This window comes from Sulfurospirillum halorespirans DSM 13726 (genome assembly GCF_001723605.1).
Classification (GTDB): Bacteria; Campylobacterota; Campylobacteria; order Campylobacterales; family Sulfurospirillaceae; genus Sulfurospirillum; species Sulfurospirillum halorespirans.
In genome coordinates, this window is sequence record NZ_CP017111.1 from 2,758,826 (window position 1) to 2,781,565 (window position 22,740).

The 22,740-nt window shown below is 43.3% G+C and carries 23 protein-coding genes; 4 read left to right on the forward strand and 19 right to left on the reverse strand.

The features are described from left to right. Positions 1-78: 78 nt before the first annotated feature. The 7 genes from SHALO_RS13805 to nspC all read right to left on the reverse strand — a co-directional run bounded on the left by SHALO_RS13805 (position 79) and on the right by nspC (position 9,952). Positions 79-762, reverse strand: a complete 684-nt coding sequence (locus tag SHALO_RS13805; RefSeq protein ID WP_069479038.1) for a winged helix-turn-helix domain-containing protein — start codon at positions 760-762, stop codon at positions 79-81. Then, on the reverse strand, positions 762-3,455 hold the full coding sequence (locus tag SHALO_RS13810; RefSeq protein WP_069479039.1) for a sensor histidine kinase: 2,694 nt from the start codon (positions 3,453-3,455) through the stop codon (positions 762-764). Before SHALO_RS13810 ends, SHALO_RS13805 begins: the two co-directional genes overlap by 1 nt. Before the next feature lies 1 nt (position 3,456). Beyond that, positions 3,457-4,035 (reverse strand): potassium-transporting ATPase subunit KdpC, encoded by a 579-nt coding sequence (gene kdpC / locus SHALO_RS13815; protein ID WP_069479040.1) that lies wholly within the window; start codon positions 4,033-4,035, stop codon positions 3,457-3,459. Positions 4,036-4,045: 10 nt separating this feature from the next. After that, a complete protein-coding gene (kdpB, locus tag SHALO_RS13820) occupies positions 4,046-6,082 on the reverse strand; it encodes a potassium-transporting ATPase subunit KdpB (protein ID WP_069479041.1) in 2,037 nt (678 codons plus the stop codon). A gap of 9 nt (positions 6,083-6,091) precedes the next feature. After that, complete coding sequence (gene kdpA / locus SHALO_RS13825) at positions 6,092-7,789, reverse strand: potassium-transporting ATPase subunit KdpA (protein ID WP_069479042.1); 1,698 nt, start codon at positions 7,787-7,789, stop codon at positions 6,092-6,094. Between the two features lie 234 nt (positions 7,790-8,023). Beyond that, positions 8,024-8,773 carry an SDR family oxidoreductase gene (locus tag SHALO_RS13830; protein WP_069479043.1) on the reverse strand — a complete coding sequence of 250 codons (750 nt, stop codon included), beginning with the start codon at positions 8,771-8,773 and terminating at the stop codon, positions 8,024-8,026. A gap of 33 nt (positions 8,774-8,806) precedes the next feature. Continuing rightward, complete coding sequence (gene nspC / locus SHALO_RS13835) at positions 8,807-9,952, reverse strand: carboxynorspermidine decarboxylase (RefSeq protein WP_069479044.1); 1,146 nt, start codon at positions 9,950-9,952, stop codon at positions 8,807-8,809. 131 nt (positions 9,953-10,083) lie between these two features. Here nspC and SHALO_RS13840 point away from each other — a divergent pair, with 131 nt between their 5' ends. Further along, positions 10,084-12,222, forward strand: a complete 2,139-nt coding sequence (locus SHALO_RS13840; RefSeq protein ID WP_069479045.1) for a methyl-accepting chemotaxis protein — start codon at positions 10,084-10,086, stop codon at positions 12,220-12,222. Between the two features lie 23 nt (positions 12,223-12,245). Here the strand turns inward: SHALO_RS13840 and SHALO_RS13845 are convergent, their stop codons facing one another. The 6 genes from SHALO_RS13845 to SHALO_RS15405 form a co-directional block, all read right to left on the reverse strand. Beyond that, entirely contained in the window at positions 12,246-13,073 is an 828-nt protein-coding gene (locus SHALO_RS13845; RefSeq protein ID WP_069479046.1) for an SDR family oxidoreductase, read from the reverse strand. After that, a complete protein-coding gene (locus SHALO_RS13850; RefSeq protein WP_069479047.1) occupies positions 13,073-13,411 on the reverse strand; it encodes a hypothetical protein in 339 nt (112 codons plus the stop codon). The genes SHALO_RS13845 and SHALO_RS13850 overlap by 1 nt, the downstream gene beginning before the upstream one ends. Before the next feature lie 72 nt (positions 13,412-13,483). Then, complete coding sequence (locus tag SHALO_RS13855) at positions 13,484-14,698, reverse strand: saccharopine dehydrogenase family protein (RefSeq protein ID WP_069479048.1); 1,215 nt, start codon at positions 14,696-14,698, stop codon at positions 13,484-13,486. Between the two features lie 104 nt (positions 14,699-14,802). Next, positions 14,803-15,393, reverse strand: coding sequence for an RdgB/HAM1 family non-canonical purine NTP pyrophosphatase (gene rdgB / locus SHALO_RS13860; RefSeq protein WP_069479438.1), 591 nt, complete (start codon positions 15,391-15,393; stop codon positions 14,803-14,805). Between the two features lie 161 nt (positions 15,394-15,554). After that, positions 15,555-16,628, reverse strand: a complete 1,074-nt coding sequence (mltA, locus tag SHALO_RS13865) for a murein transglycosylase A (RefSeq protein ID WP_084010969.1) — start codon at positions 16,626-16,628, stop codon at positions 15,555-15,557. 38 nt (positions 16,629-16,666) lie between these two features. Continuing rightward, positions 16,667-16,825 (reverse strand): hypothetical protein, encoded by a 159-nt coding sequence (locus SHALO_RS15405; protein WP_168156757.1) that lies wholly within the window; start codon positions 16,823-16,825, stop codon positions 16,667-16,669. Positions 16,826-16,966: 141 nt separating this feature from the next. On the opposite strand from SHALO_RS15405, the gene SHALO_RS13870 reads away from it, so the two are divergent. From SHALO_RS13870 to SHALO_RS13880, 3 genes are read left to right on the forward strand one after another with little or no spacing between them, the layout of a single operon-like run. Further along, complete coding sequence (locus SHALO_RS13870) at positions 16,967-18,283, forward strand: MFS transporter (protein WP_069479049.1); 1,317 nt, start codon at positions 16,967-16,969, stop codon at positions 18,281-18,283. Continuing rightward, the gene (locus SHALO_RS13875) at positions 18,284-18,706 is read left to right on the forward strand and encodes a YqaA family protein (protein WP_069479050.1); all 423 of its coding nucleotides are present in this window, start codon (positions 18,284-18,286) and stop codon (positions 18,704-18,706) included. Beyond that, a complete protein-coding gene (locus SHALO_RS13880) occupies positions 18,703-18,933 on the forward strand; it encodes a transcriptional antiterminator Rof (protein WP_069479051.1) in 231 nt (76 codons plus the stop codon). The genes SHALO_RS13875 and SHALO_RS13880 overlap by 4 nt, the downstream gene beginning before the upstream one ends. Before the next feature lie 32 nt (positions 18,934-18,965). Here SHALO_RS13880 and SHALO_RS13885 read toward each other — a convergent pair whose 3' ends face one another. The 6 genes from SHALO_RS13885 to SHALO_RS13910 form a co-directional block, all read right to left on the reverse strand. Continuing rightward, positions 18,966-19,451 (reverse strand): L,D-transpeptidase family protein, encoded by a 486-nt coding sequence (locus SHALO_RS13885; protein WP_069479052.1) that lies wholly within the window; start codon positions 19,449-19,451, stop codon positions 18,966-18,968. A 49-nt stretch (positions 19,452-19,500) separates the two neighbouring features. Beyond that, positions 19,501-19,707 (reverse strand): CPXCG motif-containing cysteine-rich protein, encoded by a 207-nt coding sequence (locus tag SHALO_RS13890; RefSeq protein ID WP_084010971.1) that lies wholly within the window; start codon positions 19,705-19,707, stop codon positions 19,501-19,503. A gap of 78 nt (positions 19,708-19,785) precedes the next feature. After that, positions 19,786-21,000, reverse strand: coding sequence for a molybdopterin molybdotransferase MoeA (locus SHALO_RS13895; protein ID WP_069479053.1), 1,215 nt, complete (start codon positions 20,998-21,000; stop codon positions 19,786-19,788). After that, entirely contained in the window at positions 20,997-21,443 is a 447-nt protein-coding gene (locus SHALO_RS13900) for a molybdopterin synthase catalytic subunit (RefSeq protein ID WP_069479054.1), read from the reverse strand. Before SHALO_RS13900 ends, SHALO_RS13895 begins: the two co-directional genes overlap by 4 nt. 3 nt (positions 21,444-21,446) lie before the next feature. Beyond that, positions 21,447-21,668, reverse strand: coding sequence for a MoaD/ThiS family protein (locus SHALO_RS13905; RefSeq protein ID WP_069479055.1), 222 nt, complete (start codon positions 21,666-21,668; stop codon positions 21,447-21,449). A 65-nt stretch (positions 21,669-21,733) separates the two neighbouring features. Next, a complete protein-coding gene (locus SHALO_RS13910; protein ID WP_069479056.1) occupies positions 21,734-22,723 on the reverse strand; it encodes an iron-sulfur cluster assembly scaffold protein in 990 nt (329 codons plus the stop codon). Positions 22,724-22,740 lie beyond the last annotated feature (17 nt).

Consider the following 22,740-nt stretch of genomic DNA (forward strand, 5'->3'; position numbering starts at 1 on the left):
TATTATCAAAACAAAATTTAGAGTTCACTGAGAAAAGCGACTACACGTTTACATGTAAAGCATTTTTCACCCCAACTTTTATCCAAACCGATACCCCACACCTGAAATGGTGATGAGTAATTGAGGTCGATTGGGGTCGATTTCGATTTTTTTGCGAAGTTGATTGACAAACACACGCAGTATTTTGGTATCGTTTTGGTAGCCTACACCCCAGACATTTTTTAGGATTTGCGCATGGGTTAGGGCTTTGCCACTGTTTTGCATGAAAAATTTTAAAAGGCTAAATTCGAGTGGAGTGAGATGCAACGCTACATCATTGAGTTTAAATTCTCGTTTTTCAAGATCAAGTTCCAACGTGCCAACTTTGAGCAGTGGCGTGCTCTCTTTTTTGAGCGCATGTCTGAGTGCAGAGTTGATGCGAGCAACGAGTTCTCCTGTAAAAAAGGGTTTCACCACATAATCATCCGCTCCAAGATTGAGTGAATCCACGATCTCTTGTTCGCTATTTCGTGCCGAGACAATAATGATGGGAATGTTGCTAAACCCGCGTATTTTTTCGACAAAAAGCTTTCCATCACCATCGGGAAGCCCTAAATCTAACAAAATGAGATCGGGATTAAACGCAATCATGTGCGACATACCCTCTTTTTGACTGCCACACACTTTGAGTAAAAAAGCGTGCTCTTCAAGGCTCACTTCAAGAAGCTTTTGGATCTGTTTATCGTCTTCGATGATCAAAATTTTATATTTGGGTTGGGACACTATTCCTCCTCAATGGGGATATTAAACTCAACAATGACGCTGTTTTCCAAATTTCTCGCCCAAATCGTTCCCTCGTGCGCTTCAACGATTTTTTTGCAGATAAAAAGACCTAAACCACTGCCATTGATGTCATCACTAATGCCTTTGATTCTGAAAAACTTTTCAAACACCATTTTGAGATCTTCTTCGCTGATGTGGCTGTCTTCATTTAAAACAAAGATTTTACACTTTGCACCCTCTTTTTGAAACCCTAAGGTAATGGCACTTCCGTGTTGCGAGTATTTAATCGCGTTTTCCAAAAGATTGACGACCACGCGTTCTATCAAAACACAATCCGCTTTAAAAATGCCCGATTCTTCTTCAATTTTGATGCTGAAATTGCGCTCTTTTAAAATATCTTCAAACTCCCTCGCCGCTTGCGAGAAGATGTCTGCAATATCGCACCAATCTTTTTTAAGAACTACTTTATGGCTTTCAAACCGCGCAGAATCGAGCAGATTATTCATCAGCCGTTCCATCTTTTTCGCGCTAAAAATAACTTGAGAGATGATAACGCGTTTTTTCTCATCCAGCCACGTCTCATCCGTCTTAAGCATCGAAACCATGCCTAAAATGGAAGCAAGCGGTGTTCTTAAATCATGAGAAATAGAACCATACAGCGCATTTTTAAGCTCTTCACGTGCTAGAGTAATCGCATTTTTACTATTTTTTTCTGAAAGAGAGATACGCTCAAAAGAGACCGCCATGACACTGGTGACCGAGTCTAAAAACATCTTAAGCTCTGTCGTCATCTCATCTTGTTTGAGTTTAAGTCCCAGTGCTCCATAAACGACCTCGCGACTTTTAATCGGAATGTAGAGCATATCCGAAGCCAAAAAGGTGTCCGTACCTGCCCCTGCTATTTTACCATTGTCCAAACACCAATCAAGGACTGCTTTTTCACTCGAAGAGATAAAAATAGCCTCTAGTTTTTCAAACATCGCATCGTATTTTTTACTCGAAAGTGGGCTTTTAGGATCATAATGCGCATAGAGTTTTGGCATCTCATCCACATGCTTGCGTAGGAAAAAGAAAGTCTCTTTGCCAAGCGATTCCGCAATGAGTGGCATGGCTATTTTAATCACCTGTTTTATCTCAGAAACAGCGGTTACTCTACGGCTCAGTTTATACAGTCGTCTCACCCTCTTCTCTCGCTCGCGTATCACTTCGCCAATGAGTTTCAGCTTTTTCGCTTGCGATGAGATGAGATACGCAACAATAAAAAAGATGAAAAAGCTCCACAGATGCGAGATGTCACTTACTACAAAGGTATAAACAGGAGGAACAAAAAAGTAGTTAAAAAGTCCGACACCGACAAAGGTAATCACCATCGAGGTTTTCATATCGCCTCTGGAAGCAACGATCAGCACAGGAATGAGAATAAGCAGTGCGACATTCAAAAGTTCTAAATGATTTCTAAAAACGATACACCCAAAGGTAATCACACCCAGCAAGCCTAGTCCAAAGAGAGAGTGCCATAAAGGAGCTTCCTCTTTGGTCTCTTCATCAAGGGTGTACGCTTCTAATTTTTGCTCTTGAGTTTTGTTAATGTACGAAATAATGCAAAATTCATTGCCTGCATTGAGGAGCTCATCGGCAATATCCATACGCCAGAATTTTCCTATAAAATTCTTTTTACGCTTCGCTACAACAATGTGTGTTACAAACCGTGCCCTCGCATGCTTTAAAATCTCTTCGCCTATATCTTGCCCTGAGACGGTGTTGACCTCAGCGCCTAACTCTTCGGCTAAGCGGATATTTTTAGCCAATTTTTCACGATTATTGGTTGAAAAATCATCGACATAAAGCGCGATCCACTCCGCATTCATCTGCGAAGAGAGCCGTTTGGCATAGCGAATCAAATTGGCGGAAAAATCACTGCCATCGATGCACACCATGACCTTTTCAACCGCTTCCCAACGTTCCAGTCTGTTCTCTTTATACAGATCGTAAACATCTTTGCTCACGCGCCCTGCAGCTTGTTTTAGCGCAATTTCTCGCAAAGCATTGATGTTGCCAAGCTTGAAAAAGTTCATCAGCGCTTTTTCAACGCTTTGAAGTTTATAGATTTTCCCCTCTTTGAGTCGCTCGACCAATTTTTCAGGAGGGATGTCGATGATTTGGATTTTATCGACACGTTCTAAAATGCTATCGGGAACGGTTTCAGTGACCTTCACACCCGTAATTTGTAATACCAAATCGTTAAGGCTCTCAAGGTGTTGGACATTCATCGTGCTGTACACATCGATGCCATTGTCCAAGATCTCTAAAACATCTTGGTAACGTTTTTGATGCCTTGAGGTGGGCGCATTACTGTGGGCTAACTCATCAATCAGCACAACATCGGGCTTGGCTTCCAAAATGGCATCGATATCGAGTTCATACAGTGTACTTCCGCGGTACACGATCTTTTTAGGTGCGATGGAAGGGATGCCTTGGGTCAAACGCTCTGTTTCAGCCCTGCCGTGCATCTCAACATAACCGATGAGCACATTTTCTCCGCTTTGTAGCAGCTCTTTGGCGTTACGAAGCATGGTGTAGGTTTTTCCCACACCTGCAAGGGCTCCAAAGAAGAGCGTTAACTCCCCCGTTTCACGTTTGTTTTTGATCTCTTGAAGAACCAGATCACTCGTTTCTAAGACATCTTCATTCATTTTAAGGATTTAAAACTCCAAAGTTTTTATCTAACGCACGATTTAAAAGAAGGACATTCACCCTCTCCTCGCCTATAAAACCCAAAAATTTTCGCTCTATATGCTGATTGACAAGTTCAAGCATTTGAACTTCATCGACATGGCGCTCTTTTGCAAGGGTATTCACCTGATACAGTGCCGCTAATTTTGAGATATGCGGGTCAAGTCCACTGCCTGAGGTCATAACCAAATCACTAGGAATATCACCCTCGCCAAATCTTACATGTAAAGCTTCTTCACTGGCGTCTATTCTATCCAACAAAAGCTTGTTTGTCGGTGCTAAATTGCTACCAGCAGAAGAGAGTGCATCGTAGCCATCCTCCCCTGCAGCCGAGGGTCTAGCAATAAAATAGCCCTCTTTTGAAAAATTTTGCCCGATAAGCTCTGAGCCTATAACGGTTCCATTATCTTCCAGTAAAAGCCCCGAACTTTGGCTTGGAAAAACCCATGCCCCTAAATTGGTAACCACCAGAGGATAAACACCTCCAAGTAAAAATGTCATGACTAAAAGTAATTTAATCGATTGAAATAGTGTTTTCATACGCTTCCTTTTACAAAAGATGCAATGTTGCAAGCAACATATCAAGCAGTTTTATACCCGCAAACGGAACGATAATACCGCCAAGTCCATAGATGACTAAGTTTTTTCCCAGCACCACATCTGCACTCAAAGCTTTATACCCAACCCCTGAAATCGCCAGAGGAATCAGTGCGATAATGATCAACGCATTAAAAATAACCGCCGATAAAATGGCACTCTGCGGCGATGAGAGGTGCATGATATTGAGCACTTCCATCTGAGGGAACGCGACTACAAAAAGGGCGGGAATGATAGCAAAGTACTTTGCAATATCATTGGCCAAACTAAAGGTTGTCAGCGCACCTCTCGTCATTAATAGCTCTTTACCCACTTCCACCACTTCGATGAGTTTCGTCGGCGAACTGTCCATATCCACCATATTAGCCGCCTCTTTCGCGGCTTGGGTTCCGCTGTTCATTGCCAGTCCCACATCCGCTTGCGCAAGAGCAGGTGCATCGTTGGTGCCGTCCCCCGTCATCGCAACCGTAAAGCCCTCTTTTTGGTAGTTGCGAATAAGCGCTATTTTGGTATCGGGTGTTGCTTCGGCGACAAAATCGTCCACACCCGCTTCGGCGGCGATGGCAGCAGCCGTGATCGGATTGTCACCCGTAATCATCACGGTTTTAATGCCCATACCTCTAAACTCAGCAAATTTCTCTTTAATGGAGGGTTTGATGATGTCTTTGAGATGAATCACCCCTAACACTTTGCTCCCCTCGCATACAACCAAAGGTGTACCACCTTTTTTACCAATTTGAGCGCAAATATCGTGAGCCTCTTTAGAAAACTTTCCACCCGATGCTGTGACAAATTTTTCAATGGCATCCACCGCCCCTTTGCGGTACGCCTTACCATCAAGATCAAGCCCACTCATTCTCGTATAGGCACTAAAAGGGATGAATTTAGCACTTTGTAGATTGGCTGGCTCTTTAACTCCATAATGATTTTGCGCAAATGTGACGGTACTTTTCCCCTCAGGAGTGTCATCTGAGAGTGATGTTAACAGTGCAGCATAGGCAAGTTGATCCAGTTCTTTTATATCAAGAGGAATAAAAACACTTGCCATACGGTTACCAAAGGTGATCGTTCCTGTTTTATCGAGCAATAACACATTAACATCACCCGCAGCCTCTATGGCTTTACCGCTCATCGCCAGCACATTCTTTTTAAGCAGTCTGTCCATCCCCGCAATACCGATGGCACTTAAAAGCCCGCCAATCGTCGTAGGGATCAAACAGACCAGAAGCGCAATCAATGAAACAACAGAGATATCTGCATTTACATGTAAAGCCATTGGCTTAAGTGTCAACGTCACGACAAGAAAGATGGCAGTCAAGCCCATCAGCAAAATGGAAAGCGCAATTTCATTCGGACTTTTTTGCCTTTTAGCCCCTTCAATCAGGCTAATCATACGATCCAAAAAGGTCTCGCCCGGATTTTTCGTGATCTTGATTGTAATCTCATCACTTAAGACAAGCGTACCGCCCGTCACCGAGTTGCGGTCTCCGCCGGATTCACGAATGACAGGAGCCGATTCGCCTGTAATGGCACTCTCATCAATGCTTGCAATGCCTTTGATGACCTCACCATCGCTAGGAATCACTTCTCCTGCAACCACTACGACGACATCGCCTACTCTAAGGCTCTCTGAGCTGACCTTTCTTAGGCTGCCATCTTCACTTAACTTATTGGCACTGCTGCTTTTTTTAGCTGAACGCAATGCACTCGCTTGCGCTTTCCCCCTGCCTTCGGCTAATGCTTCTGCAAAATTGGCAAAAAGGACTGTAAAAAAGAGCCAGACAAAGACCCAAAATTCAAATCCAAAAAGAGGAATAGTGCCACGACTGCTCTCATAAAGCCATATAAAGCCAGTAATAAAGGTACCCAAATAGACCACAAAAATGATCGGATTTTTAAGCTGCTCTCTCGGGGTTAATTTGCCAATACACCCTTTGAGTGCATCTTGGATAATCGCTTGGTTATAGCTAGAATTATTTCGTTTTTTCATACTCATTCCTTAAAAAGAGATGTGTTCAAGCATCATCAAATGCTCAATCACAGGGCCAAGTGCAAGCGAAGGGAAAAACGTAAGTGCTCCCGTTAATAAAATGGTCGCTACCAAAAGGGTGATGAAAAGCGCACTTTGGGTATTGAGTGTGCCTTTGCCAAAAGGAACCACTTTCTTTCTCGCCAAGCTTCCTGCAATCGCTAGCATGGGGATAATCACACCAAAACGCCCCACGAACATACACAAGGCAAGTGCATAGTTATAGTAAAGCGTATTGCCGCTAAACCCTGCAAAAGCACTGCCATTGTTTCCACTGGCTGAACTGAAGGCATAAAGAACTTGAGACAGACCATGAGGTCCTGGATTGGAGATAGAACTGGTGGCATCGGGAATTAAAAGCGATAATCCTGTAAAAAGAAGGATGCACAGACCCGGAAGCAACACGGCTATCACGGTATAGGTCATCTCCTTGGCTTCAATCTTCTTGCCCATGTACTCAGGGGTTCGACCTATCATCAGCCCTGCGATAAAAACACTTAAAATGACATACGCCATCATGCCGTAAAACCCTGCTCCCACACCACCGATGACAATCTCACCGAGCATCATCTGCACCATAGTCACCATACCTGCAAGTGGAGTGAGGCTATCGTGCATACCATTGACCGCACCACACGATGCTGCCGTTGTGGCTACTGAAAATAAAGAGGTTGAGGCAATGCCAAAACGCACCTCTTTGCCTTCCATCGCACTCTCTCCAACAATGCCCGAAATTTCAGGATTGCCAAATTTTTCAGAAATATAATGCGAGCCTAACATCAGCACAAAAAGTACCACCATCGCAATTAAGATAGAACGACCCTCACCGCTTTTTTGGCTCATTTTTCCATAGACAAAAAGCAATGAAATGGGCAAGAAGAGGATGGAAAAGACCTGCACAAAGTTCGAGAGTGGGGTCGGATTTTCAAAAGGGTGCGCGGAGTTCGCATTGAAAAAACCTCCACCATTGGTTCCTAACATCTTAATCGCCTCTTGCGAAGCTACAGGACCCATCGGAAGTGTTTGCTCCACTCCTTCAAGACTAATAGCACTGATATAAGGAGTAAAGTTTTGAATGACGCCTTGTGAAACCAAAAAGAGCGCATACACCAAAGAGAGCGGAAGCAAAACATACAGCGTTATACGAACCATATCTGCCCAGAAATTGCCGATGGACTCGCTCTCTTTATAAACGATACCTCGCATAAAAGCTACTGCTACGGCAATACCTGTTGAAGCAGAGAGAAAGTTTTGCACACTTAAGACAAACATCTGTGAGAAATAGCTCATCGTGCTCTCACCACTGTAATTTTGCCAGTTGGTGTTGGTCACAAAACTCACCGCTGTATTGAGCGCTAGCTCAAACGGTAGAGCGGGTAAGCCTTGAGGATTAAGAGGTAAAAGATGTTGGCTCAGAAGCACTGCTAAAACCAGCACGATGCCCGCACCGTTAAAAAGCATCAGTGCTAAAGCATACTTCTTCCAGTTCATCTCAAGCTGAGGATTGATGCCACACAAGCGATAAAGACTATTTTCTACATGTAAAAAGAGTGGTGTAAAAACATTTTTCTCACCCACCAACACTTTGGTAAAAAACCCACTGTACGCTTTTGCCGCTCCTATAAGCAAGATCAAAAAGCTGATAAAAAGGGTTATATCTGCAACCATTGTTTTCCTTTTTGGTAATTTAGGAAATTATAGAGCAGATAAAAGTGGGAAAATATCTTGATTTGGGGTTAAAAGATAAGGATTTTGTTAGGATGTAAAAGAGAAAGTGAACGACTTCCTCTTTTACATGTAAAGATGAGTGGATGTGAGCAATTATTTTTCCATTTCAACAGTAGAGTATTCACCCGAAGTGATTATAGAAGTTTATGGCAAAGAAGGATTATGCCCAATGATTTAATTCATAATCAGTCCACCATCCACAGCGATTTGGCTTCCTGTGACAAAACTAGAATCTTCCGATAGTAAAAAAAGTGCAACATTGGCTGCTTCTTGTGCACTTCCTGCTCGTCCTAAAGGGACAAGATCAACGACGACTTTTTCAAAAGCTGCTTGATCTTCATTCGAAAGAAAACGTCTAAAATTTGTTTCTATTGGCCCTGGGACAAGGGTATTGACGCGAATATTTAACGAACTTAATTCTCTTGCCCAAGATCTTCCCGCGGCAATAATCGCCGCTTTAGAAGCTGCATATAACCCCGTGACATCAGAGCCCTCATATACAGAAGACGATGCACTCAGGACAACAGATGCCCCATTTTTTAAAAAAGGCTTTAATGAAGCCATTTGCAAGAAAGGTGCTTTTACATTGATGGCAAAAATATGGTCAAACATTTCAGCGGTCGTATCCTCGATACGACCAAGAACAGCCGTTGCAGCATTAAGCCACAAACCATCCAAAGAGATTTCATTAGGTAAATATTCTACAAGGGCTTCTACGCTATTTACAGTGGATTGATCGTTGAAAAAAACATTGGCTTTCTCACCTAAAGCTTTTTGGGCGTATTGAATATGCTCTAAATCTCTGCCCGTAAGAATAACGCTTCCGCCTTCTAAAATAATTTGCTTTGCCGCAGCAAGCCCCATACCGCTCGTTCCCCCTGTAATGAGGATAGTTTTATTTTCAAATCGATTCTGTTGTGCCATTATTCTATTCCTTTCTTTACATGTAAAACTCTTCTAATTACGCCTTTGATACTCGTCATACCCAAACTGACTCGTCACTTCGTAACTTCCATCTTTGTGAAGTACCGCAAGATCAGGCAATTTTACACCGTTAAACGTTGTGTTTTTAACAATCGTATAGTGGATCATATCTTCAAAAATCAGCTTATCGCCGATCTTTAGTGGCACGTCAAAACTGTAATCGCCCATGATGTCGCCTGCTAAACAGGTTGGGCCTCCGAGTCGGTACATGTAAGGTTTTTCGCCCACTTCTCCAGCTCCACGAATCGCGGCGCGATACGGCATCGCAAGGGTGTCAGGCATATGCGCTTCAGCGGAGATATCAAGAATGGCGATGTCCATACCGTTATGGACGATGTCAAGCACACTTGCCACCAAAGGGCCTGTTTGCCAACCCACCGCTTCACCCGGTTCTAAATAGACTTTGATGCCATTGTATTTGGCTCTAAAATCCGTGATAAGAGAGATAAGTTTTTCCACATCATACCCCTCGCGCGTGATGTGATGTCCACCTCCAAAATTAACCCATTTCATTTGAGGTATCAACTCTCCAAAGCGCGCTTCAAATCCTTGTAAAACCGCTTCAAGTGCGCTCGCATCTTGCTCACACAACGCGTGAAAATGAAGCCCTTCAATGCCTTCCAGTTTATCATTTTGCATGTTTTCTTTCGTGATGCCCAAGCGACTGTACAGACCACACGGGTTGTAAAGATCCACAGGACTGGACGAGACTTCAGGGTTGAGACGCAGTCCGCAACTCGTTTTTCCGATCGCTTTAGCTCTGTATTTTTCCCATTGAGTGAAAGAGTTAAAAATAAGATGATCACTGAGGGCTATCACCTCATCGATCTCCTCTTCTTTGTACGCAGGTGAATAGGTGTGAATCGTGCCTTTAAAATACTCTTTCGCAAACTTCGCTTCATGAAGTCCGCTGCAGGTACAACCGCTCAAATAAGTGTCTACTAAAGGTGCGAGTGCTTTAAAGGCAAAGCCTTTGAGTGCCAACAAAACCGTTGCACCTGAACGCTCACTTACCTCTTTGAGAAGCTTTAAATTTTCCTCCAATAATGCCTCTTCGCAGACATACGCAGGGGTTTGAATCTGTTCGATGATTGTCTCTATTTTACTGACTTTGACCATGTTTTTCTCCCAAAATGACAGATGAAATGTAGCATTTTTCCTCTTAATAATCTCAATACACCCCTGCCATGAACCAATTAGCCAAAAGTTACGATAATATTAGGAATTAGCGCAAAAAACAAGGAGAATCTATGCGGGCTTTGAGTATTAAAATTAAGGCTTTGATTGTCTTTATGGTGTCCATTGTCTTCGTGGCATCCATCTCTTTGGGGGTGGTGGTTTACAAATCACAGCAACTCGGGCAAATCCAAACCAAGGATGAGGGCGAACTCATTTTAGAGATCAATAAAAATGAGCTCAAAGCCTTTACAACGATGGCAGAAAAGGCGATTGGTTCCTTTTATGAAGCCTCTTCTTCAGAAACAAATATCGCGCAAAAGATCAAAGCCGATGCGATGATTCTCAAAAAAACATTGGATGACATCTACACGAACAACAAAGACAAGCTCTCCAAAGATGAACTGCAAACGATGCTTTTAGCGCTGATTAATGGCTACCGCTACAACAACGATGTGGGGTATTTTTATGCGTATACTATGGAAGGTATCAACGTCGTTCATCCCATCAACAAAGCGCTTGTCGGCAAAAATTTGATCGAGATGAAAGACAAAGAGGGAAACTTCGTTATTAAAGATCTCCTCAAAGCAGCCAAAGAGGGAACAGGGGTTACCAAGTTCATTTGGCCCCACCCCATTACCAAACAAGATGAACCCAAACTCTCGTATAATTTCTACTATGAACCTTTAAACATCGTTATCGGCACGGGCGATTATGCTTCGAGCATCAAAGAACATTTTCAAAATGAGGCGATTAAAATTCTCAATACCCTGCGCTACACGGATGACAACGAGGGGTACTTCTTTGGTTTCAAAAAAGGAACTGCGAACAACTATGTTTACGCGTTTCATGCCACAAAGCAAGATCGCCAAGGAAGCGAGATCAAACTTGACAGTACCGATTCACAAGGCAAACCATTTCGCAAAGAGCTGATTGAGGGGGCAGCGAAAAACCCTAAAGAGGGTGTCTTTGTCATTTATAATTCGGAGCACCCGATCACGAAAAAAGATGCTCCAAAACTCGCCTACGCCAAATACTTCAAAGAGTGGGATTGGACAATCGTCTCGGGCGTTTACATCGACAACATTGAAGAACACATTGCCAAACAAGGTGAAAAAATTTCTACTAATATTAACGCCATGCTGATCGAAACTGTTACCACAGGATCGATTGTCGCGCTTATTGCGATTATCGCGATCTATTTTCTCATCACCAATCTGATTGCAACGCCCCTTCTAAACTTGCAAGCAACCGCGCACAATCTAGCCGTTGGTGATGGCGATCTGACCAAACAGCTCGAAATCAAAAACCAAGATGAAATCGGTGGAGCTTCCAAAGAGATCAATAATTTCATCGAAAAAGTGCGTGCAACGATTGCCCTTGCGAAAGAGACGAGCAGTGAAAATGCGTCCATTGCGCATGAGCTCTCAACAACAACCTTACAAGTCGGCAAACGCGTGGAGGATTCGACCACGATCATCCATCAAACGACAACCATGTCCAACGCGATCCAACAAGAGATTAACGCGTCAGTGGTTAAAGCCAAAGAGAGTAAAGAAGAGGTGATCAAAGCCAATCAAGAACTCAAATCCGCCCGTAAATTTGTCCAACAACTTGGAGAGCGCGTTCAAAACAGTGCACACACCGAGCTTGAGCTAGCGCATAAAATCCAACAGCTAAGCAGTGATGCCGATCAAGTGAAAAATGTCCTCACGGTCATCAGCGATATCGCCGATCAGACCAATCTTCTAGCGCTCAATGCCGCCATAGAAGCGGCGCGTGCAGGTGAACATGGAAGGGGATTTGCCGTGGTTGCCGATGAAGTTCGCACCTTGGCGGAACGCACCCAAAAAAGTTTGGTGGAGATCAATGCCACCATCAACGTGATCGTTCAAGCAATTGTGGACAGCAGTGAACAGATGAATCATAACTCCAAAGAGGTTCAAGAACTCTCCCTCATCGCGGAAGATGTGGGCAAAAAAATCAATACCACCGTTGATATTATGGATATTGCAACCACGTTAAATGACAAAACGGTTACGGATTATATTAATACGGGCTCAAAGATCGAAGCCATTGTCGCAAAAATAGAAGAGATCAACACGCTTTCAACGCAAAATACGAGAAGTGTCGAAGAGATAGCAGGTGCAAGCGAGCATCTCAATGCGCTCACTGAAAAACTCAACGCGATTTTAAATAAATTTAAAACCTAAGAGAAGCCCTATTTTAGGGCTTTCTAATCTCCCGCTTTTCTGGCAATCGTATCCATCCAGCAGGTGGGGAAAAACCGTTTTAGCCAGACAAAAAGCTTGGTTGGGAAGGTCACGGGGTAGCGAAACTTTGGCTTTTTGGCTTCAATCGCGTGAATCAAAACCTCTAAAACCGCCTCAGCACCCAAGGTAAAAGCGCTGTCGCCACTCTTTTGAAGGCGTTCTAATGTTTTGGTGTAAACATCTTTGTGTGCGGAGCGCTCTTGGTCGATGTTGGCGCGAAACTTTGCAAGTGCATTTTTGCGAAATTTACTTCGGATGGGGCCTGGCTCTATCAAAACAACCTCAATGCCACTGCCATGAAGCTCAAGTCTGAGTGTATCGGCAAGTCCTTCGATGGCAAATTTGGACGCATTGTACGCCCCTCGGTAACCCATCGCGACTAAACCCAAAATGGAACTGTTGTAGATGATGCGCCCATGCCCTTGTTTTCGCATGTAGGGAAGCACAAGGTTTGTCAGCTCTAAGGTGCCAAAAACATTGGTTTCAAACTGTTCACGAAGCACGTCACGCTTCAGATCTTCCACGGCTCCTGGTTGTCCGTACGCGGCGTTGTTAAAGAGCACATCAATGCGACCACCCGTTTGAGAGATCATCCACGCAAGCGCTACATGTAAACTGCTAGAGTCGCACAGATCAAGTTTAAACGCATTGAGCCCTTCTTCTTTAAGACGCTTGACGTCCTCATCTTTACGACACGTTGCAAAAACGGTGTAACCCAGTTTTGAAAGTCCGTGCGCGCAGGTATAGCCAATGCCCGAAGAGCAGCCTGTGATAAGAATCGTTTGAGCCATCAGACACTCACAATGGTTTCGCCAGAGTTGATCCACGAGCTTAGAAGTTCGCCCGTGTAAAAAACATCAATTCCGCAGCTTTGTAACGGCGCGGTGATCTCCATTGTGTCGGCGCATTTAAGGCAGGCTACCACTTTGACACCATCTTTTACCATTGCTTCGACTTTGGCTCGCACTTCCGCATCTTCGCTGATCAAACGCTGTGAAGCACCCCAAACAAGCACTTCGACTTCATCCATCCACCCTTTTAAAATGGCGTTGTGTGCGTAGAGGCAGACCATCAGTAAGGCGGTCTCTTTGTTATCGGTTGTCCATAAGATTTTTGCTTTTTTTGACATGGTGATCCTTTACATGTAAAGTGTCAAAGGAGAAACTCAAAGCTTTACATGTAAAGCTTTGAGCATAAGAAATTATTTGACTTCGAACGTTTGCTCAGGTTTCATTTCGATAATTTTCCAAGGAAGCCCTTGCACATTGAGCTCGTCCATAAAAGGTTTTGCATCGAATTGTTCCATGTTAAAAACTCCCAAGCCAGTCCATTTACCCTCTAACATCATTTTAGCCCCGATCATCGCAGGCACGCCTGTGGTGTAACTGACCGCTTGAGCGCCCGTCTCACGGTAACACGCTTGGTGATCGCACACGTTGTAGATGTACACTTTGCGTTTTTGACCATCTTTAAGCCCTTCAAAAACACACCCGATGTTCGTAAACCCAACGGTTCGAGGTCCTAAACTTGCAGGATCTGGAAGCAATGCTTTTAAGAGTTGAATTGGCACGATTTTCACACCGTCAACCTCAACTTCATCAATGCGAAGCATACCCACGTTTTCCAAGCATTTCATGTGTGTAAGGTAGCTTTGACCAAAGGTCATAAAGAAGCGAATACGTTTCAATCCTTTAATGTTTTGAACGAGTGACTCTAACTCTTCATGGTAAAGCAAATAACTGTCTTTTGGACCCACTTCTGGGTAATCCCAGACCATTTTCACTGAAACAGGCTCTGTTTCGATCCATTTGCCCTCTTCCCAGTAACGCCCTTTAGAGCTAACTTCTCTAAGGTTGATCTCTGGATTAAAATTCGTTGCAAACGCATAACCATGATCGCCTGCGTTACAGTCTAAGATGTCGATAGAGTTAATCTCATCAAAGAGGTATTGCTGTGCATAGGCACAAAAAACATTGGTCACACCTGGGTCAAATCCACTACCCAAAAGCGCCATAATGCCAGCATCTTTAAACGCTTTGTCTCTTGCCCATTGCTCTTTGTACTCAAATTTTGCCAAGTCTGGATGCTCATAGTTTGCGGTATCAAGGTAAGGAACGTTGGTTTTTATACATGCGTCCATGATGGTAAGGTCTTGATATGGAAGCGCGATGTTCATCACCAAAGCTGGGTTTACTTTTTTGATTAAAGCGACGAGTGATTCGACATCATCCGCATCAATTGCAGCGGTTTCAATGTTTACATGTAAAGATTCTTTGATCTCATTTGCGATTTGGTCGCACTTTGATTTGGTTCTACTTGCCAAAACGATGTGCGAAAACACCGCACTGTTCATCGCACATTTTTTAGTGACCACACGGCTCACTCCACCCGCACCAATAATTAATACTGTTGCCATTTCTATCCTTTGAGGTTTCATTATGAGGCTTCTTTAATAAGCGCTATGGCTCATAGCCATTATCAAAAAAGCCTAGTTTATTTTACGGTTTTTTGGTTACGTTTTTATTTCAAGCTTTTAAGTACGATGTACGCGAGTTCAAGCGCACGTGCTCGGTGGGAAAAGGCTTTTTTCACGCTCTCATCCAGTTCACCCAGTGTTTGAGTGTAACCGCAGGGAATGAACATTGGGTCGTATCCAAAGCCGTTGTTTCCACGAGCCTCAGCAATGGCATCTCCATGCATCCAGCCATGCACACAAAATTCGCCTTTGGCACAGACAAGCGCAATCGCCGCGGTGTAAAATGCAGGTGTTTTTGCAATACCTTTGTCTTTAAGCGTCTGAATGAGTTTATTTAAATTATCTTTAGCGTTTGCATGCACACCTGCATAACGCGCACTGTAAATGCCCGGCTCTCCGCCTAAAAGAGGAACACTGATGCCACTGTCATCGCTTAAAACGATGTCGTTTTTGGTGTCCAGTTTTTCATAAACGGCGCGCGCTTTAATCAGTGCATTTTCTTTAAATGTTGTGCCTGTCTCATCAATCTCAAAAGGAGGCATAATATCGCTGTAAGCGACGACTTCATATTCGCTGATCCATGATTGAAACTCTTTGACTTTACCGTGATTGGACGTGGCTAAAATAATTCTCAAACGCTGCTCCATTACCTTACATGTAAAAGGTTTAGAAATAACCTGCACGCAACACTTTGAGCCGATGGGACGAAAAAGCGTACGCGTTTCGGGGTTCTCATCGTGTCTCAACTGTGTGGAGAAAGGGTTAATTCTATACCTTGATTTTATCCATTATTTGTTTAAAACTTGGGCTGCATAATCCACAGCTCCAGTGGCGCTTTGAGCTCGCCTGCTATCCATTGTGCCCGCTCGCCGTAACCCATAAACATATCCGCTCGATTTGGTCCTTTGATTGCACCTCCCGTGTCTTGGGCAAAGACAAACTTCTCGACTTTATAGTTAGGCGATTCGCTCTTCACGACCAAAAGTGACCCTAAAGGAATATGCGCCCTATCCACTGCAACGGAACGCTCAGGGGTTAGTACCAGTCCCAAACTCCCCGTAGCACGCTGTTCCATTCTACGAAAGAAAACATAACTGGGATTCGTGTTGAGCAATGTGTCGATCTGGCTTGGGTGAGCAATAAGCCACGCTCGGATGCTCTGCAAAGAGACCTCTTCCACGGAATTAAAAATCCCACGGTTGATCATCTCACGCCCCAAGGATTTGTACGCATGCCCGTTTGAATCGGCATAGCCTATAAAAATGACGTTGCCATTTTCCAGCTCAACCCTTCCAGAGCCTTGCACTTCCATAAAGAAAAGATCGATCTTATCGTCCACATAACAGAGCACTTCGGCGTTGAGTTTACGCTTTCCGATCTCTTCGCGCGTAAAATAAGGCATCATTTTGCCCTTTACGGAACGTCCTCGCATCTTTTTGTCATTCTCACCCACGATCATCACAAGGTCTTTGGGTTTGCCGTAAACGGGGTATTTGAACCGTTCTGTTTTTTTCAAACTGCCGTGCAACAAAGGTTCATAATAGCCTGTCAGCATCGAGCGTTGTTCGTTGGGTTGGATTTTTTTAAGCTCAAAAGAGTTTTTAAAAAAGGCTTTCGCATCGTTTACATGTAAAGCTTGTTCACACACATTGGCATACACTTTTTGGGTTAAAGGTGCTGCACAATTCTGGCGAAACAAAACAAGGAGTTCATCAAAATTCTCAGTGTGACTCAGCATTTCAAAGCGTTCATTTTGCTCTTGAAGCGAGAGGACTAAAGCTTCATCTTGAAGCGTTGGAGCGGTTGTTTTCAAGCTACAACCGCTCACCAAAACCATTAAACAACTACAAAAATAGAGACTCTTTCGCATTACCATCCATTAAGAAGAGACACTCACGTGTCTCACATTTACTTTTTAAGCGTCGCTAACTCCGCTTTAATCGCGTCAAACTCAGCATAGATTTTATTGTGTTCCATGACAATCCAGTGGTTCAATCCCACATAATACAGCGAAACAAAATACGCAACCACACACCCTAAAAAACCCAAAATATGTGTAATTTCCATGGCCTATCCTTTTCATTTGATGAAAAAAGTATAACATAAATATACCTTGCTCGATATGATGCTTACAAATCCCATAGAATTTTCAAAGTTTAACCAAGGTAAAATTGTCACATCAATATATCTTTTAGGATTATCAGACTGATGTTTAAAACTATTTTCCCCCTTAGCCTTATCATTTCCCTCCGTTTCTTAGGTCTCTTTATCGTCCTACCTGTCCTCTCCGTTTACGCGCTCCATCTGGAAGGATCTAACGAATTTTTAGTGGGCATTACCATCGGCGGATACGCGCTGACGCAGATGCTCCTTCAAATTCCTTTTGGCATTATGTCTGACAAGATTGGACGCAAAATCACCATTTTTATTGGACTGGTTATCTTTCTTGCAGGCTCATTAGTGTGTGCGTATAGTGACACCATTTATGGCTTGATGATCGGACGCTTTTTGCAAGGTGCTGCTGCGATTGGCGCTGTAGGAACGGCAATGATCAGCGATATGGTCAAAGAAGAGGTTCGTGGTCACGCGATGGCGATTATGGGTGGCTGTATTGCCGCGAGTTTTGCCATTTCGATGATGCTCGGCTCCTTGATTGGTGGCTATTATGGGGTCGATAAACTCTTTTTTATCACTGCTGCCCTTTCGATTTTTTCAATGATTGTACTCTACACCAAAGTGCCAAATCCTCCTAAAATCGTTCACCATTACGGTGCCGATGAGACGGAACTCAAGCACATTTTAAAAGACCGAAACCTTATGAACATGAATATCACCAACATGCTGCAAAAAGGGATGATGACATTAGCATTTATGGTCATTCCCATCATCATGGTGCAAGAGTTTGGCTTTGCTAAAAAAGAGCTCTGGATGGTTTACTTACCTGCCATGCTCTTTGGTGTCCTTGCGATGGGACCGTCTGCGATTTTAGGGGAGAAAAAACACCGCTCCAAAGAGATGCTCATGATCGGTGTCGCGCTCTTTGCGATCAGCTACGTTATGATGGGCTACGCAAAAAGTGCGCCGTGGTTTATCGTAGGCGTGGTGATCTTTTTTATCGGTTTTAACATGCATGAACCACTCATGCAATCCATGGCAAGCAAATATGCCAAAGTTCACCAAAAAGGCGCAGCGCTGGGTGTCTTTAACACTTTTGGTTACGCAGGAACGTTTATTGGTGGTGTTTTTGGTGGGTATTTCTTGCAACATTTTGGCATTATGGAGATTGCTTGGGTTATTTTTATCGCCTGTATTGGCTGGCTATTTTTAATAGCCGCCCTCAAAAATCCAAGCCTCAATAAAAATCTCTATTTGCCCTTTTCCACCATCGACATGACACGTACCTTGCATCTCAGCCACGTCAAAGGCGTCGTCGAATGGTACAAAAACGAAAGTGAAGCGCTTCTTGTTATCAAGTACGACTCACAAGCCACCGACAAAGAGACCATCTTAGCGGTTTTAGAATAGGTGAACTACCTCAGCCTTTTTCTCGCAAGCTTCGCCTCCGCCACGCTATTGCCCGGTGGAAGCGAAGCACTTTTTGTCTATCTTTTAAGCGAACAATTAAACCCTTTTGTACTCCTACTCATCGCCACACTGGGCAACACATTAGGCTCGTTTGTGAACTATGTGCTTGGAAAACACGCCTCCACCTTCGCCCTCTCCAAAGGATACATGAGCGAAAAGCATCTCCAAAAAGCCTCCACCCTTTTTGAAAAATACGGCGCAATAAGCCTACTCTTTTCATGGCTCCCCATCATCGGCGACCCACTCACCTTTGTCGCTGGCATCGTGCGTTATGCGTGGTGGAAATTTCTCCTCATCGTAAGTTTTGCCAAATTGGCACGGTATAGTTTTGTCTATCTTGGATTTTTGGCGGTAACACAATGAACACACACATCTCCTGCGAATTTTACGACCAGCTCATGGTCGCTATCCAACGCAAAATTCCTTCCACGATTGTCTATCTGGAAAACGAGCAAAAAACCACCGTTAAAGGCGTTGTTACGGAATTGATGATGATAGAGTATGAAGAGTTTTTGGTTTTAGAAGGTGGAAAGAAGATCAATCTTCAGAGCATTTTTTTATTTAATGGGAAGAGGCATAAAGAGGGATGAAGCTTTACATGTAAAGATTTTGTCTTAATATATTATGGTCGAATTTCTATCGGTGTTCCTGCGTCTATTGCATTCCAAATTAAATCCATATCGCTAATACATCCATTTGTCCAATTGAAAAATTGCATTATAAATGACGCCCATCCAAAACCATTTTTTTGTCCATGAATCATAATTGCGCTACCAGGTGATACACCTAATTTATGAGCAGTTTCAATATCTTTTGCGTTAGGATAAGAAATATGAATTGCCTTATGAAATGCACTATCTTGTTTCTTGTAATCAAGGGTATAGAAGCCTTCAGGAGTTCGTTTATCACCTTCTTGTTGCTTATGTCCGCTTAAATTATTAGCTCCAAACACTACTGGATATGTTCCTATGTCTTGTTTGTCTTTGTAAAGTATCATTGTTTTTTCTTTTTTAGAAACAATAACAATATCAGCTTTTTCCATAGAGAATAAAGACAAAGAACTTAAATAAGCATCAACATTATAAATAGAAATTTCATAATACTCCATATTTTGGATGTTAAATCTTAGGATTTAAGAGGCAGAACTAAACTTTCTATTAAACCTCATTCCCTTCAATAGGATTGATGCGAATCTCCACCGTATCGTCACTCTTTGCTGCAATGACAATTTCGATAGGTCGACAGCAGACATAACAGTCTTCAACATAACTCTCGCCCACTTCGCTACTGGGTTCAATAAAAATAGTAAAGTTTTCCCAACAGTAAGGGCATGTTATAGTTTTTTCAAACAGTTCGTTATTCATAAAAACCTTTCTAAAAATAGCGGGCTATGTGTTTACATGTAAAGTAAAAAATGAGGTTTTTTGGGTATTGCCAGACCTTTACAAGTCCAGCAATACCACGTCAACCATCTCGCCTTTTTCAATTTTTTGGACATCTTTTTCGACACGTAAAAGAACGGGATTGTCTAAGAGATTATTGAGTATGGCGCTACTGCCCTCTTTTTTGCCTTGCAGATCAACAACAAGCTGACCTTCGTCAAAGCGAAGATTGCAGGCGGTAAATTCCACAAATTTGGAGCGTTTTTTATAGAGTTCGCCCATAAACGCTTTAATCGTTGGTAAGGCAAAGGTTTGCGCGCGCAGTTTGCGAAGCAGTGGAGCGATGAATAAAAAGGTACAGACCGATGCGCTGTAGGGAAAGCCTGGGAGCGCGTAGATGTATTTGTGTCCGGTTTTGACGACACGAATGTGGCGTCCTGGTTTCATGTACGAACCGTCGATGATATTTTCGATCTTCATATCGGTCAAAATGCTCTGCAAATAGTCAAAATCCCCGACACTTCCGCCACCGGTCGTGATAACGATGTCGCTCCACATGAGTGCTTGTCTGAGTTGCTGCTCGATGAGATCACGGTCATCACGGATAAGTTTAAACCGCATCGTTTCGCAACCGAGTTGGCGCAAAATGGCTTCAACAGTAACGTGATTGGAACTGCGAATTTGCGCAAAGGAAGTTTTTGGCTCACCAAAGTCTAAGATTTCATTGCCAGTGGAGAGAATGGCAACGCGAGGTTTCATAAAGACTTCAACTTGCACCATACTCACTTCTGCCATCACACCAATCTCGGCAAAACCGATCTTTGTACCTTTTTTAATAAGCACTTCACCCGCTTTATAGTTCTCACCAATCGGTCGAACCGCAAAGCCCTTGGAGACGGCAGAAGTGATATGAATCTTGCCCTCTTTTACTTCGACATTTTCGATGGGAATGAGCGTGTCGCTACCTTCGCTCATCAGTGTGCCCGTAAAGGTTTTCACACACTCACCTTTGTTTACGACGCCATGCGTTTCAGTCCCAGCAGGGATAAAATCGCTGATGGTGAGCGAGCCTAATTGTTGGTCGCTAAAACGAATGGCATAGCCGTCCATCGAAGAGGTTTCGTGCGTTGGGTTATTTTCCTGCGCAACAATGTCAATGGCAAGAAAGCGACCAAGGGCATCACCGATAAAAATATTTTCAATGCCGATTTCTGTTTTAATGGAATTTTCAAGCGCTTTAAGGGTTTCATCAAATGGGAGGAAATTCTTACTCATACATCTGCCTTTAAGAGACCAGAACCACTGAGAACGTGCGAACGCTCTTTGGCATAGACACGTTTTCCATCCACGAGGTCGTACTTCCAAATTGGCGCATTGGCTTTAAAATCTTCGACAAAATCGTTAATCATTTTAAGGGCGACCTTTCGTTTAGGAGAGACAACAGCGGCAATGTAACTTGAAGTATGGTTGGGCACGTCACCACGCGAGTGTGCCATCAAAAGATAGGCATCTTGTGCTTTGGCTCTCTCTTGCCACGCATTAAACCAGTTATTTAAGATAGGCTCATAAATGTCAAAACTAAGTCCTTCTATGCCATCTTCATCTCTGACGATGCCCACAAAAGGGATAAATGCCCCATAGTTTTTATCGCTAATTTTGGCGTACCAATCTGCCAAAATAGTGTTTACATGTAAAGATCCATTGTGAAGTTCTACCATAGATCAACCTCCGCAAACGGGGGGTAAAAGTGAGATTTTATCTTCTTTAGAAAGTGGCATATTAAGGTCACAAACGAGTGTATCGTTCACGGCAACGGCACAAATGGCAAGCCAGTCTTGAAGTTCTTTGTCTTCTTTAAAAAAGGTTTTGAGTTCACTGAGATTTGCAATATTCACTTCAATGCTAGGACGACCTATTGGTCCCAAAAATTCGACTTTTGCCACATCTTTTCCTTATTACATGTAAGAAATTTCAAAGAAGCGCGGGGGCGCACTTCTCTGAAGTCTTTTCAGACAGGTAATATTCGTATATTTTTACTTAATTTCTCTTGTAAGACAGCTTCAATCGCAAAAAGTGTGCCCGTAGAGCTACTTGCACACCCACTGCATGCACCAAGATAGCGGATGTAAACATCGATTGCACCCTCGCTGCCATCTTTGATGTCTAAAATTTCTATGTTTCCGCCATCCATGACAAGCATCGGACGAATATTTTCGTCGATCACCGCTTCAATTTGTTGGAATTTTTTAACCACAGTCAGATCATCAAAGTTCACAGTATTGCTACCTTCGATTTTTGAATCAGAGATGGCAAGCAGATGGTCATGATCCATCTCAGCTCTCGTGTCTCTTAAAATGTCAACAAGGTAATGCTCGCGTGCTTCATGACCACCTGGCTTAATACAGGATTTACAAAATGCACCTGCTTTGGTGTAGTTGGTGATCTCTTCAACGGTTTTGAGGTTGTTGATCTTGATGACCTCTTTGATCGTTCCAAGGCTCACACGCGCACATTCACACACGATGATATCATCTTCAAAAGAAGCAGCATCCACGCCTTTATACGAAGCAGCAGCAGCTTTAATAACATCGTACGCCATAACCGAACAGTGCATTTTTTGAGGTGGAACCGCTGGAATATCAGGGTTGTCACGCATCGCATGTTCGACATCAATATTCGTAATTTTGACTGCTTCAGAAACCGTTTTGCCAATGCAAAGCTCTGCCATGGTATCGGAACTTGCAATCGCAGTACCGCAGCCAAAACTTTTAAATTTAGCTTGTTTAATCACTTCTGTTGCTTCATCAACGATCCAGTAAAGTCTGACGGCATCGCCACAGCTCTCTGCACCAAAGTCCGCAATAATGAGCTTTCCTCCCTCATTTTTTGCATCATCTTCCGTCAACTCACCCATATTTTGGGGATGGTTCATCAAATCTTGTACTTTTTGGCTGTATTCTTCCCAGATGGAACCGCCAATTAAACTATTTTTTGCCATTTTTTTATCCTCTATTT

Excerpts from the sequence above, each read along its gene's own strand:
- SHALO_RS13870 (WP_069479049.1), top strand. The coding sequence starts at position 16,967 with ATGTTTAAAACTATTTTCCCCCTTAGCCTTATCATTTCCCTCCGTTTC.
- SHALO_RS13850 (WP_069479047.1), bottom strand. The coding sequence starts at position 13,411 with ATGTCAAAAAAAGCAAAAATCTTATGGACAACCGATAACAAAGAGACC.
- SHALO_RS13830 (WP_069479043.1), bottom strand. The coding sequence starts at position 8,773 with ATGGCACAACAGAATCGATTTGAAAATAAAACTATCCTCATTACAGGG.
- nspC (WP_069479044.1), bottom strand. The coding sequence starts at position 9,952 with ATGGTCAAAGTCAGTAAAATAGAGACAATCATCGAACAGATTCAAACC.
- SHALO_RS13810 (WP_069479039.1), bottom strand. The coding sequence starts at position 3,455 with ATGAATGAAGATGTCTTAGAAACGAGTGATCTGGTTCTTCAAGAGATC.
- SHALO_RS13845 (WP_069479046.1), bottom strand. The coding sequence starts at position 13,073 with ATGGCTCAAACGATTCTTATCACAGGCTGCTCTTCGGGCATTGGCTAT.
- SHALO_RS13910 (WP_069479056.1), bottom strand. The coding sequence starts at position 22,723 with ATGGCAAAAAATAGTTTAATTGGCGGTTCCATCTGGGAAGAATACAGC.
- SHALO_RS13890 (WP_084010971.1), bottom strand. The coding sequence starts at position 19,707 with ATGAATAACGAACTGTTTGAAAAAACTATAACATGCCCTTACTGTTGG.
- SHALO_RS13880 (WP_069479051.1), top strand. The coding sequence starts at position 18,703 with ATGAACACACACATCTCCTGCGAATTTTACGACCAGCTCATGGTCGCT.
- mltA (WP_084010969.1), bottom strand. The coding sequence starts at position 16,628 with ATGCGAAAGAGTCTCTATTTTTGTAGTTGTTTAATGGTTTTGGTGAGC.
- kdpB (WP_069479041.1), bottom strand. The coding sequence starts at position 6,082 with ATGAAAAAACGAAATAATTCTAGCTATAACCAAGCGATTATCCAAGAT.
- SHALO_RS13840 (WP_069479045.1), top strand. The coding sequence starts at position 10,084 with ATGCGGGCTTTGAGTATTAAAATTAAGGCTTTGATTGTCTTTATGGTG.
- SHALO_RS13900 (WP_069479054.1), bottom strand. The coding sequence starts at position 21,443 with ATGGTAGAACTTCACAATGGATCTTTACATGTAAACACTATTTTGGCA.
- kdpC (WP_069479040.1), bottom strand. The coding sequence starts at position 4,035 with ATGAAAACACTATTTCAATCGATTAAATTACTTTTAGTCATGACATTT.
- SHALO_RS13885 (WP_069479052.1), bottom strand. The coding sequence starts at position 19,451 with ATGGAGTATTATGAAATTTCTATTTATAATGTTGATGCTTATTTAAGT.
- kdpA (WP_069479042.1), bottom strand. The coding sequence starts at position 7,789 with ATGGTTGCAGATATAACCCTTTTTATCAGCTTTTTGATCTTGCTTATA.
- SHALO_RS13895 (WP_069479053.1), bottom strand. The coding sequence starts at position 21,000 with ATGAGTAAGAATTTCCTCCCATTTGATGAAACCCTTAAAGCGCTTGAA.
- SHALO_RS15405 (WP_168156757.1), bottom strand. The coding sequence starts at position 16,825 with ATGGAAATTACACATATTTTGGGTTTTTTAGGGTGTGTGGTTGCGTAT.
- SHALO_RS13855 (WP_069479048.1), bottom strand. The coding sequence starts at position 14,698 with ATGGCAACAGTATTAATTATTGGTGCGGGTGGAGTGAGCCGTGTGGTC.